10 protein-coding genes are annotated in these 16605 nt (G+C 41.8%); 9 read left to right on the top strand and 1 reads right to left on the bottom strand.

Annotated elements, in window-relative coordinates; genetic code table 11:
• Positions 1 to 8 precede the first annotated feature (8 nt).
• From LBYS_RS11510 to LBYS_RS11475, 8 genes are all read left to right on the top strand, one after another.
• Positions 9 to 1475 carry a RagB/SusD family nutrient uptake outer membrane protein gene (locus tag LBYS_RS11510; protein ID WP_013409029.1) on the top strand — a complete coding sequence of 489 codons (1467 nt, stop codon included), beginning with the start codon at positions 9 to 11 and terminating at the stop codon, positions 1473 to 1475.
• Positions 1476 to 1725: 250 nt separating this feature from the next.
• Positions 1726 to 4701 (top strand): SusC/RagA family TonB-linked outer membrane protein, encoded by a 2976-nt coding sequence (locus LBYS_RS11505; protein ID WP_013409028.1) that lies wholly within the window; start codon positions 1726 to 1728, stop codon positions 4699 to 4701.
• A 5-nt stretch (positions 4702 to 4706) separates the two neighbouring features.
• Positions 4707 to 6305 carry a RagB/SusD family nutrient uptake outer membrane protein gene (locus LBYS_RS11500; protein WP_083794612.1) on the top strand — a complete coding sequence of 533 codons (1599 nt, stop codon included), beginning with the start codon at positions 4707 to 4709 and terminating at the stop codon, positions 6303 to 6305.
• A gap of 12 nt (positions 6306 to 6317) precedes the next feature.
• Positions 6318 to 7628 (top strand): SusE domain-containing protein, encoded by a 1311-nt coding sequence (locus tag LBYS_RS11495; RefSeq protein WP_013409026.1) that lies wholly within the window; start codon positions 6318 to 6320, stop codon positions 7626 to 7628.
• Positions 7629 to 7667: 39 nt separating this feature from the next.
• A complete protein-coding gene (locus LBYS_RS11490) occupies positions 7668 to 9041 on the top strand; it encodes an alpha-amylase (RefSeq protein ID WP_013409025.1) in 1374 nt (457 codons plus the stop codon).
• 3 nt (positions 9042 to 9044) lie between these two features.
• On the top strand, positions 9045 to 10859 hold the full coding sequence (locus tag LBYS_RS11485; protein WP_013409024.1) for a glycoside hydrolase family 13 protein: 1815 nt from the start codon (positions 9045 to 9047) through the stop codon (positions 10857 to 10859).
• Positions 10860 to 10903: 44 nt separating this feature from the next.
• Entirely contained in the window at positions 10904 to 11971 is a 1068-nt protein-coding gene (locus LBYS_RS11480; RefSeq protein WP_013409023.1) for an alpha/beta hydrolase, read from the top strand.
• A 487-nt stretch (positions 11972 to 12458) separates the two neighbouring features.
• Entirely contained in the window at positions 12459 to 13760 is a 1302-nt protein-coding gene (locus LBYS_RS11475) for a UDP-N-acetylmuramoyl-tripeptide--D-alanyl-D-alanine ligase (RefSeq protein ID WP_013409022.1), read from the top strand.
• A 17-nt stretch (positions 13761 to 13777) separates the two neighbouring features.
• Here LBYS_RS11475 and LBYS_RS11470 read toward each other — a convergent pair whose 3' ends face one another.
• Positions 13778 to 16084, bottom strand: coding sequence for a TonB-dependent siderophore receptor (locus LBYS_RS11470; RefSeq protein WP_013409021.1), 2307 nt, complete (start codon positions 16082 to 16084; stop codon positions 13778 to 13780).
• Positions 16085 to 16286: 202 nt separating this feature from the next.
• Between LBYS_RS11470 and LBYS_RS11465 the strand changes: the two genes are divergently transcribed.
• On the top strand, positions 16287 to 16577 hold the full coding sequence (locus LBYS_RS11465) for a hypothetical protein (protein ID WP_013409020.1): 291 nt from the start codon (positions 16287 to 16289) through the stop codon (positions 16575 to 16577).
• Positions 16578 to 16605: the final 28 nt, after the last annotated feature.

Here is a 16605-nt window from a genome sequence, read left to right as displayed (position 1 = left end):
TGAATGCGATGAAAAAGATAATAAGAATATTGAGTATAGGTGTGCTAATGGCTTCCTGTACAGATTTGACAGAAAATACCTATGATGTAATTCCAACAGAAAAGTTCGGTAGTACACCTGCCCAGCAGGCAGCCCTGATTGGGCCACTGTATAACCGTGTGGGGAATTACTGGCCTACTTTATTCTGGGTATATCCTAGTACAGATGAGATGATGATTCCTACGCGTGGTGGCGACTGGGGCGACGGTGGACAGCACGTGAGAATGTATACGCATACCTGGGATGCCATCCAAGATAATGGCAGATTTAACGGTATCTGGACCTGGTGTTACGATGCCATTACCGCCATTAATCTACAATTAGCTTCTGTAAATGAGCCTAGTACTGTAGCGGAGTTAAGAGCTTTGAGAGCTTTCTTCCATTACATTGCTTTGGATCACTTCGGAAACGTGATCATAGCTGATGGGGTCTCTTCAGGTAATCCACCACAGAGTACCAGCAAGCAGGTGTATGATTTCATTGAGAAAGAATTATTAGAGATTTATCCAAATCTTAGTGAAACCGTAGGGGGAGCGTATTATACCCGCTTTAACAAGTTTGTGGTAGATATGCTTTTAGCAAAACTATACCTAAATGCTGAGACCTATACCGGTACTCCTCAATGGGCAAAAGTAGTAGATTACACTACCAGGATTATTGGTTCAGGTAAGTTCTCTCTCCCTTCTGATTTCTTCAGTACTTTCTCTGTGAACAATCAGGATTCTCCGGAAATCATCCTGGCTACTGCTTTTGATAAGACGAAGCGTACCGGATTTAATATCCAAATGCCGGTACTTCATTATAGGCAGCAGTTGGAATTTAACATAGGAAACAGTCCATGGAACGGTCCATGTGCGGTGCCGGAGTTCTATTACTCTTTCTCTGATGATGATATTAGGAAGAACATGTGGATGGTAGGACAGCGTTACGCAGCTGATGGAACGCCTTTGTATGATGATGATATCCCTTTGATCTTGAATCCTGAAGTACCTGCACTTGTGATGCCGGGAGGTGCGGATACTCGTGTGAGAGGTGCCAGATGTGCAAAATATGAGATCCAAAAGAATAACCCTTTGAGCAGTCAGGATAATGACTTTGTGGTATACAGACTTGGGGATGCCATTTTGATGCGTGCAGAAGCTAATTTAAGACTAGGAAATACCGCTGCGGCATTGACTGACGTGAATGTGATCAGGGAAAGAGCGGGAGTGGCTCCGTATACAGCAGCCCAATTAACCCTTAACGAACTGTTAGCTGAGAGAGGCCGGGAAATGGCTTGGGAACTACATAAGCGCCAAGACTTGATCCGGTTTGGGAAGTTTAATGATCCGTGGAGATTTAAACCTGCTTCTCCGGCACATACTAAGTTATTCCCTATACCGAATGACCAACTAAAGCTAAATCCAAATTTGAAGCAAAATCCTGGTTATAATTAACACCTCCCATATCCTTAAAAAAGGATAGTGGGGTGCATAAGTGAGTGAGTGTAAGGGTACCGTTTATAAAAGCGGTACTCTTCTTTTTTATAAGACATTGAAAATGAGTTAGTTATTTGTGTGCAATTTTTTATACAAATTGTACAAGGCGGGGCGAACCATGGGAGGAGTACTTCGTAACTTTGCCTGAGAAATTTCCTATTTTATGATGGGAAACTTCTATATAGGTCTAACAATTAACTAAACGGATATGCAAAGACACGTACGATTTCGCGGTGCTATAGGCGCTGCACTTCTTTTCCTCTTCGCACTTTCCACGGCTTGGGCTCAGCGGAGTGTGAGTGGAAAGGTGACACATGCTGCGGATGGTTCCGGGGTAATAGGAGCTACGGTAGCAGTTAAGGGAAGTACCCTGGCCTCATTAACTGATCATGAAGGAAAATATGTTCTAGCTGGTGTGCCTGATGGTGCTACCTTAGTATTTTCTTATGTTGGAAAAATTAGTCAAGAGGTAGCAGTAGGAAATAGGAGTACTATTGATGTGAGTTTAGAAGATGCTAACTGGTCACTGGAAGAAGTGGTGGTGGTGGCATATGGAACTCGCAAAAGAGCTGATCTTACCGGATCCGTTGTTGCCATTAATGCCAAAGATTTTCAAAAGGGCAATATCCAGTCGTCAGAACAATTATTACAAGGTAAAGTGGCGGGCCTTCAGATCACGAGTGGAGGCGGTTCTGCAGGTGGAGGAAGTACCCTTAGAATCAGGGGTGCAGCTTCATTAAATGCATCAAATGATCCTTTGATTGTGATTGACGGTATTCCGGTGGAAGGAAACGGGATCAAAGGTTCTGATAACTTATTAAACTCTATCAATCCAAATGATATAGAAAGTATGTCTGTGTTAAAGGACGCTTCCGCAGCTGCCTTATATGGATCTCGTGCTTCAAATGGGGTGATTATCATAACCACCAAAAAGGGTGCTAGTGGAGTACCTCGCTTTAACTTCAATTCCCAATTCTCTACAGGTGTGATAGCCAAAAAGGTAGAAATGCTGAACGGAGATCAGGTGCGTGATATCATTAATGCACATGCGGCAGCCACTGGAAACACTACGTATAAGGAAATGTTAGGATCTGAAAATACGGATTGGCAGGATCAGATCTTCAGAAATGCTAGTGGCACAGATAATAACTTAAGTGCTACGGGCGCTTTAGCTGGAATACCTTTTCGTGCTTCTGTAGGTTATTCCAATCAGAACGGAATACTTAAGACAGATAACTTCCAGAGGACCTCAGGTGCTTTAAGTTTAAATCCAAAGTTCTTCGAAAATGCTTTAAGCGTACAAGTAAATGTGAGGTATGCTAATACTCAAAACAGAGCAGCTGATGGGGGTGCTGTAGGTGCGGCATTGATGATGGACCCTACTAAACCGGTGTATGCTGAAAATAAATTTGGGGGCTACTGGGAGTGGACAGATGCTGAAGGTAATTTTAAATCCTTGGCAGGAAGAAACCCTCTAGCCATGTTGGAGCTACGTAATGATAAAAGAAGCGCGAGTCGTTTCTTAGGAAACGTTGAATTAGATTATAAGCTCCCATTTGTAGATGGTTTAAGTCTAAGGACAAACCTGGCTTTAGACCAGACGAATGGGAACAGAACGGAACTGATCTCAGCACAGTCTGCTTCCAACTTCCTGACCGGAGGATACTTCAGAGACGAGGACGAAGGTAAGGTCAATAAACTTTGGGATGTATCCCTTTTCTATGAAAAGGATCTGAAAGATATCAGAAGCAAGTTTGATGTGTTATTGCTTCATTCTTACCAGGATTTCCTAACCAAAGTGTACATGAATCCTGCATACAGTGCAGATAAATCTACTATGATTCCGGGTTCTATGCCTGTATTTGCTACTGACAGACCTCAATATAGACTGGATTCCTATTTAGGAAGAGTTAACTATACTTTAATGGATAAGTATTTATTAACGGCTTCCTTGCGTAGAGATGCAAGTTCCAAGTTTTCACCTGCTACCAGAGTAGGTTATTTCCCTGCCTTGGCGGCTGCATGGAAACTTAAAGAGGAGTTGTTTGCTACTAATTCTAATGTTACGGATTTGAAGTTAAGATTGGGCTGGGGTGTTACGGGCCAACAGGATTTTGGTCAGTATTATCCTTATATGGCCAGATATAGTATAGGCTCGAATACCGCTCAATACCAGTTTGGTGATCAATATTACAGCTTCTCTAGACCGGCCGCATTTGATGCTAACATCAAATGGGAAACTACCACCACTAAAAACATAGGATTGGATTTTGGTTTCGTTGATAATCGGATCAGTGGTACAGTAGAATGGTTCCGTAAGGATACCAAAGATCTTCTTGCCACCGTTCCTGTAGCTTATGGTTCAACCTTTGATATTAACCTATTTACGAACGTAGGAAATCTGGTGAACCAAGGTTTTGAAGTAGTGATCAATACTAATCCTATCCGTAAAGAGGATTTTAGATGGGATATAGGTTTCAATGTAACCAAAACCAAAACAGAGATCACTTCTCTACGTAAGCAAGAGGATCCTAACTTCACCGGAATTCCTGTGAGCGGTATCCAAGGGGGGACAGGTAATACCATAGGTATGCATGCAGTAGGGCAGTGGCCTTATGCTTATCATGTGTACCAACAAGTTTATGACGCCAATGGGAAGCCATTAGAGGGGGTATATGTGGATAGAAATCAGGATGGTCAGATTACTGACGCTGATAAGTATTTGTTCCAAAAGCCGGCTCCGGATTTCTTATTTGGTGTGAATACTTCCTTCCAGTACAAGAAATGGAGCTTGAGTGCTTCCGGACATGGAATGGCAGGGAATTATCTGTATAACAACTTCCAAGCAGAGAGGTCTGTAATGCGTAACTTGACTAATCCGGTATTGGCCATCAACAATGCTACTTCTTTGTTCCTGGAACAAGGCTTCCAAAACAATCAATACTTGTCTGATTTATACATAGAGAATGCCTCTTTCTTCCGCTTGGATCAGATTCATTTGGGATACTATGTAGGCAAAGTATTTGGAAATGCTTCACTGAGTTTGAATGCAGGAGTAAACAATGTCTTTGTGATCACCAAATACAGTGGCTTAGATCCGGAGAATTCCTCTTCTACCGGAGTGGATAACACCATTTATCCTCGTCCTAGAACCTATAGCTTTGGTATAAACTTTGACTTTTAATGACGATGAAAAATATATTCAAGAAAATATTTCTAATGGCCGGAGCTCTTTATTTGTTGAGCTCGTGCGGGAACAAGTTAGACTTGTTTCCTCAGAATGATTTGACTCCGGATAAGGCATACGCTAATGTGGAAGGCTATACGGCGGTTTTAGCTAAGATCTACGGAAGTTTAGCTTTAGGTGGTAATGCCGGTGACGGAGAGCCGGACATTTCAGGATTAGACGGTGGTTCTCAGATCTCTTTTATTCGTCCTTTCTTCAATTTGCAGGAACTGCCTACAGATGAGGCAGTGGTGGCCTGGAATGACCAAACCATAAAGGATTTCCATAATCTGTCCTGGACCAGCGCAGATCCATTTATCAAAGGAGCATATGCCAGACCTATTTGGAACATAGCGTTGATCAATGAGTTCATACGTGAATCTTCTGACGCTAAATTGGCAGAAAGGGGAATCACTGGGGCGGACGCTTCAAACATTGCGAATATGATTTCTGAAGTTCGCTTCTTAAGGGCCTTTAATTATTGGGTGGCTATGGACCTTTTCGGGAAATATTCTTTTTTGACAGAAGCAGATCCGTCCGGAACTACACCTGTGGAGAAGTCGGCAGCGGAAATCTTCCAGTATATTGAAAGTGAACTTTTGGAAGTAGAAAATTCTCTGCCTGAAACTTCCGTTTACGGTAGAGTGAATAAGCATGCAGCCAGGGCTTTATTGGCAAGATTGTATCTAAATGCGAAGACCTACATAGGTCAGGAGAAGTACAACGAAGCGGCTACGTATGCTAAAAAGGTGATTGATGCCGGTTTCTCTTTGCATTCAGAATATTATCAGTTGTTCCAGGCAGATAATCATTTACACACCAATGAGATCATTTGGTCAATTGCTTGCGATGGTTTGATGACACAAGGTCACGGAAATACTACTTTCCTAGTGCATGCAGCGGCGGGTGATGACGTGGCAGATTATAATGTCCTAGGTGGATGGGCAGGTTATAGAGCTACGAAGGGCCTTTCTTCTAAGTTCTATGCAGGAAATGCTACTACCACAAATGACCGCAGAGCTCTATTTACCACTTCTGTATTCAAAATTGACCCGGTGGCGAATGAGATTCCTGATGTCTCTGATTTTAAGAATGGAGTACATGTGAAAAAGTGGACGAACAATTACATCAGTGGCAGAAAAGGTAATGATGTTAACGAAAACTTTACGGATACAGATTTTCCGGTGTTTAGATTGGCAGAGATGCATTTGATCTATGCGGAAGCAGTATTGAGAGGGGCTAGTACAGGTGACGCAGGAACGGCGCTAAACTTGATCAATGCATTAAGAGTTAGAGCCTATGGAAACAGCAGTGGAAATATCTCCGCTTCAGATATGACACTGCAATTTATTCTGGACGAAAGAGCCAGAGAGTTGTATTGGGAAGGTCATAGAAGAACAGATTTGATCCGTTATGATCAGTTGACTACTGATACCTATTTGTGGGCTTGGAAAGGTGGAGTTCAAGGAGGAAGAGGGGTAGATCCAAAGTATAAGCTCTTCCCTGTGCCGGCTGAAGCCAGAACCGTGAATCCTAATCTTACGCAGACTCCAGGTTATTAATTCGATCCAAAGATGAAAAGAGTATTAATATTATGTTTGTTGGCCTTGTGGTCTTGTGAGAAAGACGAAGTAAGAGCCATTTTAGATGAAAACGCCGCCGTAAGCTCGGTGACTCTATCTGCTCCGGAGCTGATCTTAAGCAAAGATGAGGCAGACAATGATGTCTTGACCATAAACTGGCAAGCCCCGAACTTTGGGTATGATGCGGCTCCCTCTTATATGTTGTTTATTGATAAACAAGGTGGAGATTTTTCAAAGGGTTATGCAACCAGTACCGGCAGAGAACTAAAAAAGGTTTTCAGAGGCAGTGAGCTAAATGCTTTACTACTTAATCTGGATCTAGCACCGGAAGAGGCACATCAATTGATCGTTAGAGTAGATGCTGTTTTGTCTAATGCGTTTTCTCTTCGTTCACCAATTGCTTCTTTGAAAGCCACCCCATATTCTTCTGTGCTGGATTTATCTTCACCTTGGGGAGTGGTTGGGTCAGCCATTAATGATTGGGGGGCTACTCCTGATGGTCCATTCTATAAGACTTCCCAAAATGATGTTTACGTAGCTTATGTGACATTGACAGATGGGATGATTAAATTTAGAAAAGACCAGGACTGGGCGGAAAACTATGGAGATGACGGAGCTGACGGTACTTTAGAACCAGGTGGCGCTGATATCGCTGTAAAAGCAGGTACATATAAGATTACCTTGAATCTCGTTAGTAAGAGCTATAAAATAGAGCCTTATACTTGGGGAGTGGTAGGAAGTGCCTTTAATGACTGGGGAGCTACTCCTGACGGCAAATTGCAGTATGATCCGTTCTCTGATCAATGGAGAAGTATAGTGAAACTGAAAACAGGTGAGCTTAAGTTTAGGCTGAATAACGATTGGGGAGTGAATTATGGGGGCCCTGGTTTGAGCGGTACTCTGGTAGATGGAGGCAGCAATATTCAGGTTAATGAAGGATTATATTTGGTGACCATTAATTTGAAAGATCTCTCGTATAGCATATTACCGGTAACTAACCTTTGGGGAATTGTAGGTGATGCTGCACCAAATGGATGGGATGGTCCGGATGTGCCTTTTGATTTGGACTACTCAAAATACGATAAGAATTTCAATACGAATGGGGTATGGATAGCTAGAAATGTTACGCTGAAATCCGGGGAGATCAAGTTTAGAGCAAACAATTCCTGGACATTAAACTATGGTGGTTCAGGTGGAACCCTAGAAGAAGGAGGGGAGAACATCAAAGTGGAAGCCGGGGTATATGACGTGGTTCTGGACTTCTCTGGAGGGGCGCCTGTGTATAAATTAACTAAGAAATAAGATAATAGGGGCACTCATAAGGAGCCCCTTACTCCAAACATGAAGTACATATCCGTTTTACTTTTTCTCCTAGTATTATCCTGCTCTAAAGATACTAATGTACCTAGCTCTACTGCTCCTGAAGATTTAGCTGCGTATGTGAGACCGGAGGGGGTGATGATGCAGGGTTTTTACTGGGATGTAGAACCCAGAGGATCCTGGTGGTCCCACTTAGAGTCTAAACTAGAGGAGTGGAAGGAGATGGGAGTGGACAGGATTTGGTTGCCACCCGCATCCAAAGGCATGTCCGGAGGTTACAGCATGGGTTATGATCCTATGGACTATTACGACTTAGGAGAGTATGATCAAATGGGAACGGTGGAAACCAGATTTGGATCAAGGGCAGAGCTAGAATCCCTGATCCAAGCAGCCAAAACTAGAAAAATAGGGGTCATAGCTGATATAGTTCTGAATCATAATTCGGGAGGAAAATTAGAGTTTAATCCTTTTAGAAATAAAGATACTTACACTTTGTTCGAACCGGCTTCAGGGAAGTTTCCTAGGAGCTCCCAGCATTTTCATCCTAATTCCATACATGAGAGGGATGCGGAGGCCATGTTTTTTGAAGAGCAAGACCTTTGTCATGATCATCCTGAGGTGCAGCATTGGCTTTGGGTAGGAGAAAATTCCGTGGCAAAATACTACAAGAATACGGTAGGCTTTGACGGTTGGAGGTTTGATTATGTGAAAGGATTTGACCCCAAAGTGATTAAGTCCTGGATGCAGTCAGTGGGAGGTTTCGGTGTATTGGAGGTATGGGATGGCAATACGGATTACTTAAAGAAGTGGGTAGATGAGACGGGTATAAATGCTTTCGATTTCCCTAATTTTTATAACATGGAGCAGGCATTGGACGGTAATAACCTGCAATTACTGATGGAGAGAAATGCACTCTGGAAAGTATCTCCTGAAAAGTCAGTGACATTTGTGAATAATCATGATACCGAGAAGGATACCCAACAAGGCAACCGTATAGGATCAGCAGAAAGCCGATTGATGGCGTATGCTTTTATACTTACGCATCCCGGTTATCCTTGTATCTTTTATTCTGACTATGAGAAGATTCTTAATAAAGAGAAACTAAGTAGATTAGTTCAAATCCATAGAAGCTTAGCAGTGGGAAAACTAAGTGTTTTGTACGCTGATAGAGAGCATTATATCGCACAACGTGGAGGGGATGGAAAGGTGCCGGGATTAGTGGTACACTTGAATAATTCCGCTCAATCACAAAAAAGAACGATAGTCACTCCTTGGAAAAATGCGGAGATCTATGACTACACCGGAAATACCACCCTTAAAACTGATGCACAGGGTAGAGCTGATATTCTAACCGGCGCTAAATCTTACAGTATTTGGTCATTAAAGAAATTCTAAATCATGAAAAAAATCATTTTTATGCTCCTATTTGCTTTTTCTGCCCAAGCGCAAAATATTAGGGTGGAACCTGCCTCCTGGTGGGTAGGAATGAAAAATAGGAACCTACAGATCCTGTTGCACGCAAAGGGAATAGGATCCTCCAAAGTTGAAATCTCCTATCCAGGCATAGAGTTAAAGCAAGTACATAAGGCAGAGAGTCCTAATTATTTGTTTTTGGATATAGAAATTAAACCTGAAGCTGCCGCCGGCAAGGTCCCTATAGCCTTGAAAAATCCTGACCATATAGCATACTTAGATCTTCAGGAAAGAAGTTCAAAAGCAGGCGAGGGTTTTGACGGGGCAGATGTGATCTATCTTATCACTCCGGACAGATTTGCAAACGGAGATCCGAGTAATGACAACACCTCAGACACGAAGGAAAAAGCGAACAGAAAACATTACAACGGTAGGCACGGAGGAGATTTGAAAGGGATTTCCGCGCAGTTAGATTACATCAGAAATATGGGATTCACTACACTATGGTGTATGCCTTTATTAGAAAATAACTTGGAAGAAGTTACTTACCATGGCTATTCTATAACAGATTACTATAGAATAGACCCCAGGTTTGGTAGTAATGAAGAGTTTAAGGGTATTGTCCAAAAGTCTAAAGAAAAGGGTTTGAAGTGGATTATGGATATGGTTCCGAATCATTGCGGGATAGACCACTGGTGGATGAAAGACTTGCCTTTTGAGGACTGGATCAATAATAAGGGGAAATTTACACCATCTAACCATAGGAGAGAGGTACATCAAGATATCCATGTTTCTCAAAAGGACTTGGAGGCCATGAAGGGCGGTTGGTTTGTGCCTACCATGCCTGACCTCAACCAAAGAAACCCTTTTATGGCGAAATATTTGACTCAGAATACCATCTGGTGGATAGAATATGCCGGTTTAGCCGGATTAAGAGTGGATACCTGGCCTTATTCTGAAAAGGCTTTTTTGCAGCAATGGACAAAGGATATCCTGGATGAATACCCTTCTCTGCACATGGTGGGAGAAGAGATGACCTTGAAGGCTTCTACAATAGCGTACTGGCAACAAGGCAAAGTGAATCCTGACGGATACAAAAGCTATATACCGGGAATGATGGATTTCCCCTTCCAGGGAGCACTTGTTCAGGCTTTGACAGAAAAAGAGGATTTTCATACAGGCTGGGCTAGGTTATATTCAGCTATGGCGGATGATTATCTGTATCCTGCCCCGGATAAGTTGGTTATTTTCGCAGACAACCATGATATGAACCGTTTCTTTACCCAGATAGGAGAAGATAAGGAACTGTTTAAGATGGGTTTGGCCGTAGTAGCAACCATGCGGGGGATACCTCAAGTGTATTATGGAACGGAGATAGGTATGAGTAATCCGGACTCAGAGGAACATGGGGTGTTAAGAGCAGATATGCCTGGTGGATGGAAGGGGGATAAAGTGAATGCTTTTACCGGCGAAAATCTAGATCCTTTGCAGAAGGAGCTCCAGGACTTTACTAGGAGACTGTTCAACTGGAGAAAGGGGTCAAAAGCGGTCCACGCAGGAAAGATGATACACTTTGTTCCTCAGCAGGGGGTATATACTTATATGAGGTTTACGGCTACAGAAAAAGTCTGGGTGATATTGAATAAAAATAAAGAAGAGGTGGAAATTCCTTTTCAGGAATATACGGAAATCACGGAAGGAAATTCTACTTTCTCTGATGCCTTAGATGGAAGTATTTGGAAGGAAAAGGTAAAAATACCATCCATGTCCTTTCGTATTCTTGTAGCAAAAGGGGAATAAATCTCCTTTTGCTTCTTACCTTTGTAAGGGATTAGAGATGAGACATGTATTTAGAGGTTGAGACGAAAATTAAAGATGATCGTCCGGTGTATTTAACAGGAGAATTCTGCAACTGGAACCCGGCAGACCCTGATTTACGCATGGATAGAGTGCAGGACGGTCTATTTAGGATAGATTTAGAAAAAATCCCTGAGTGGGCTCCTGAAGCCACTTATAAATATACCAAGGGCGGCTGGGATCATGCAGAATTAGATGTTTTGGGTAATAATCCTGAAAACAGAAGATTCCGTTTATATAATACACGAGATTTTGTGCCTTTGTGGAGAAATCAGGGTTTTACTCCATACTACGAAGACACATTTCCTATCATAGAAGTATTTTCAGAGGCTTTTGAAATTCCGCAATTGAAAAGGCAAAGAAAGATAACGGTTCTGCTGCCCTATGATTATTATCAAAATCCGGAGAAAAGGTTCCCGGTTTTGTACATGAATGATGCCCAGAATTTATTTGGTGCAGGATCTGCGTATGGCAACTGGGAAATAGACAAGAGATTGTCGCTTTTAGCTAAGCAGGGCCATCGAGGGCTAATTATTGTAGCTATAGATCACGGTGATGATAACAGGAATGTAGAATATTCACCTTACCATGCACCTAAGACTAATCAAAAAGGAGAGGGTATGCGTTATGCTACCTTTATTGTCCGTACTTTAAAACCCCTGATAGACAGGACCTATAGAACTCTTTCGGAGAGGCAATTTACCGGAATTGGTGGAAGTTCTATGGGTGGATTGATCAGCATATATACAGGTATGATGTATCCGGAAGTGATGGGAAGATTGATGGTATTTTCTCCTGCACTTTGGACCAGTCCTAAGATATATTTTGATGCAGTAGAATTCTTTCATCCATTAGATACCAGAATCTATCTGTACGGTGGAGGACAGGAAAGCGCTAGTATGGTGAGTAATCTTGACAAGCTAATGCAGACCATAGAAGGACAAGGATTCTCCGCAGACAAGATTCAAATTAAAGCTGAATTAGACCCGGACGGAAAGCACAACGAAAAGAGGTGGGGTCAAGAGTTTCCTAAAGCCCTGCAGTGGTTGTTTTAGGGGGAAAATAGTACTCCATTAGCATTTTCCAGTTCATTCTTTGTTCTCTATTCTTACGTGATACCTGCTTAGAGAACCGTCACTACCTTTCACTCTAGGACAAGGTATTAGGATGGGATACTTACCATTGGCATAAGTTGTAGGTCCAATGGTCTTAAAAGTTCTAATTTCTCTCCGAGTGTGGGAAATGTCCAAGTGGTACGTTATCTCTCGTAAAAGCAGTCACACTTTTTTCTGGAACCGTAAGGTTTAACAGGTAAGTCACATGGCTTTAAGTTGCCCTTAAAATAGAAACCTTCTTTAAGCAAAGGATTAGCTTAGTCCTTTTCTACTGGATTTACCAACCTAACTTTTCTGATAGCGAAATCATTTTCCAGGATTTGAATGATGCTTTCCCCTGCATTCAGATATGTTTTGAAACTTTCTTCCAATCCTACTGGCGAAGTAATGAAAAATACGGAAATTTGAAGCTCATTTAAAGTTCATCATGGAAATAGAAGAGCTGTATTCCCTATTTAAGCTTTCTAGCGGAATCACTACAGACACACGTAATATTCAGAAGGATAATCTATTCTTTGCGCTTAAGGGTGAAAAGTTTAATGGAAATGGTTTTGCTGAGCAAGCCATACAAGACGGTGCGGCGTATGCGGTGGTAGATGATGCTTCCTTGAAAGGGAAGGAGAGGATGATATACTGTGAAGATGTGCTGGAGACCTTGCAGGCTTTGGCTCGTCACCATAGGCGACAGTTTGATATTGCTGTAATAGCATTGACAGGTTCTAATGGTAAAACCACTAATAAAGAACTATTGACCCGTGTATTGGGACAGAAATATAAGGTTCATGCTACAAAAGGGAATTTGAACAATCATATTGGAGTTCCTTTGACCTTATTGAGCATGCCGGATGATGCGCAGGTGGCCATAATAGAAATGGGAGCAAACCATCAAAAAGAGATTGCGTTATTGTGTTCCATAGCAGAACCTACCCATGGATTTATCACTAATCTTGGAAAGGCGCACTTGGAAGGTTTTGGAGGTGAAGAAGGCATCAGAAAAGGCAAAGGAGAGTTATTTGATTTCTTGAAGCAAAGCGGAGGCATAGTCTTTGTAAATGCAAATGATCCTAAGGTAAGAGCCTTGGCAGAAGAGAGAAACATTCTACCGATAGTATATTACGGAGATGACGAAGATGCTTTGCTCATAAAAGAGGAGAGTCCAGTGGTGGTTTTCGAATCACCTGTGAGCGGTAAAACCTATACTACGTTTATTGGCGGTAAGTATAATTTTGACAATATGCAGACTGCTCATGCCATAGGGCGTTATTTTGATGTATCGGAGGACAAAGCTTGTGAGGCTATCGCCCACTACAATCCTGACAATAATCGTTCACAGCATGTAATGGTAGGTACAAATCACTTCATAATGGATGCGTATAACGCTAATCCTTCCTCTATGGAAGCATCTTTGAAGAGCTTTGGCGCTTTAAAGACTGACTCGCCTAAGGTAGTGGTGCTGGGTGATATGTATGAATTAGGAGATTATTCCGAAGCGGAGCATGCAGCTATAGGCAAGTTATTGAGTGAATTGAAGTTTGATGATGTGGTATTGTTCGGTGAGAACATGAAGGCCGCTTTGGCCTTTTTGCCTAAAGCTTATTACTTCACAGATAAATTCTCTATGCACAATTGGCTGTTGGATAGGAAATATGAAAATACCTATATCCTTGTCAAAGGCTCTAGGAGTACTGGGCTGGAAAGTGTGTTAAAAGCATTTCAAAACGCCGGTTGAACCGGCGTTTTTTTTAATTATAGCTTATATCCAAGGGTGAGTATGGCTTGGCGAGGCCTTTGAGGGATCATGTTTGTCCATCCCATCCAGTATTTTTCGTCGCTCAGGTTATTGATTTTAAGTCCAGCTTTCCAATGACGTGTATCATAGGTGATATGTACGCCTAAGAGGGTATAGGCTGGGATCACTAGATCTCCGTCTGTATTGTTACTGATGGCATAGGCTTCACTAGCATAATTGGCGGAAATTCCCGCTCCAAAACCTTTTATAATGCCAGAAGTGAAGGTGTAATTGGTCCAGAAATTCGCTGTGTTTTTTGGGCCGGAACCCGCCGGTCTTTTGTCGAGCACATCCGGATCAGATTTGGTATACTTGCTATCGTTATATCCGTAACCGGCCATGATGGTCCATCCTCTGAGGGGATTTGCTAGAACTTCGAGTTCTATACCTTTACTTTTTTGAGTACCGTCCTGTATACTAAAGAGGGGATTTTCAGGGTCTGTCCTTACTATGTCTTTGACTTGTATATCATAATAACTGATACTACCGGTAAGTTTCTGCTCAAATAATTGGTATTTTAATCCCGCTTCCCACTGATGAGCTTCTTCTGGTTTAAAGGGCTTATTGTTGAAATCAACTCCGTTTTTATTGGTAAACCCATTTTGGTAATTCCCAAAAAGACTAGCTTTATCTTTCCAAGGAGATAGTATAATTCCGAATTTAGGGGATAGTGTAGTTTGATTATAATCTCCGGCTGTAGGAGTGGTGTAGCGGAAGTGGTCTAAGCGTAAGCCGGCATTTAAGATGATGTACTCATTTAGGTTAATGAGATCATTAAGGTAAGCACTATACGTTTGATTAGTATATTGATAATTTAGACTGCCCGAGGTGTTTTCTTTGTAGGATTTTTCTACATTTTGGAGATTAAAGTCTTTATAATTTGGTACTTCTGCATATGCCGGTACGATATCGAACAAGTCGGGATATGGAATACCCGCCAAAGAACCATAAAAGCGTGTATAGACGATATCGGACTTAAATCGGGAGTAGTCTAGGCCAAATACTGCGCGATTACGCATGGATGTACCCCAGGAATGATCGGAGATAAAGTTTTGTTGAACTTCGAAGTTATCAGCGTTTCCATTGGGACTCCAGACCATCCTGGCCAGGTAGTCGTGTCCGGCAGTACCAAAATCAGGGGTTCCGGTGCCAATGGATTGTGCAAAATTCAAGAGATAATTAGGGAGCAGGTATTGGTAGCCCATGTAGCCATCATTCTTTGTATTGCTATAAGTGATTGAAGTTTGTGATCTCCAATTCTCCGATAGGATATAATTTGAGGTTCCAAAGAAGGAGGCTGTATTGGATTTAAACCTAATGTCTTTGTTTAGATAAGATCTGTCATAATGTACCTTTACATCTTGAATTTTGTCTACGCCAAAGGCTTCTTTAAATGTTTTAGGGGCATTTTTCATTATGTCATTCACGGAACTTTCCGGCATGCCTTGTGCCGAGAGGAAAGATCGAATGCTGGAATTAATGGTGGAAGGAGTCAAGAAAAAGATGTGTGAACCCCCTCCGGAATTGGCATCTGAACCTAGGAATTCAGCCTCCAGATCTATCTGAAGACGATTATTTGGCATGTAAGTCAGGCTTGGAGTTATGAGGTAATTTTTTTGGTTTCCAACATCTTGCCAAGAATCTTGGTTTTGCCATGCACCTATCACGCGTACGGCCAGGGTTTTGTAAAGGGGGGCATTGACGTCCACTTGTCCTCTATAGAAACCTTGGGTGCCAACTGCTATCTGTGCGGTGGAAGCGGATTTGAACATGGGTTTTTTAGTGATTCTGTTTATTACTCCTCCATAGGACGTGATGATACTCCCAAATAATGTGGCAGATGGTCCTTTGATCACCTCTATTCTTTCTATGTTAGCCATGTCCATATTTGTGGATGCAATATTTGCCAATCCATTTCTGGCTTTAGTGGAGGTGTAGAATCCGCGACTGGTAAAGAATGAACCTCCATCCGTTCTGCCCGTGGCATCCCAAAGCTTTGTAACTCCCGGAATGTTATGCATGGCATCCTCTAAGGTGGTGGCGATTTGTTTTTCCAATACCACCCTAGAAACACTATTATAGATTTGGGGACTTTGTAAGTACTGAACCGGCATCTTATTGGCATCTGTACTTTGCTTGTTCAGTATGCTTTGTGCCTGAATTTTCACTTCTTCTAAAGTGTAGGATTTAAGAGTATCGCTTTGTTGGGCGCTTACTTGGTGAGTTGCCCAAAGTAAAAAGGTGAGAAGATATATTTGTCGCATATGACCTATTTTTTCTCCAAATTTACTATTAAGAACAAGTCCAAATAAAAATAAAATAAGAGGTTTTGTTAGAAAATATTTAAAAAGTCCTATTTAGTTATATGAAAAGTGCAATAAAAATAGAAATGTTAAAGAAAAATAGGGCTATTAATTGGAATTAATCTAAATACAAATAATATTTGCCATCATTTGTGGAAAATACATGATAGCATTTTTATTGATTGCACTAGGCGCATATTCCTATTTTCTAAGTTCCAGGTATAATACAGGTACCAGGTGGAAGCACGCTAGGTGGGCGGGTCACAGTTTGACCTTTGCGGCCACTGTTTTGTTGGTGATAGAGAAGGGTTGGGGAATGGGCTTGGTTTTTAGTTTGTGGATGATCATGCTTGCTTTTAGTTTGGTGGCCTTTTTTGTCCCATTAAAGAGCTACAAGATGCTATTCTTCATTTGTATAGTACTTATCCTTCTCGAATATGCCGGCACAAAGTAAATATTTTAGTTCTAAATGGGCGCGAGCA

The organism is Leadbetterella byssophila DSM 17132 (assembly GCF_000166395.1).
Taxonomy (GTDB): domain Bacteria; phylum Bacteroidota; class Bacteroidia; order Cytophagales; family Spirosomataceae; genus Leadbetterella; species Leadbetterella byssophila.
The sequence above is the reverse complement of the archived record's forward strand: the minus strand, read 5'-3'. Positions and strand labels throughout refer to the sequence as shown.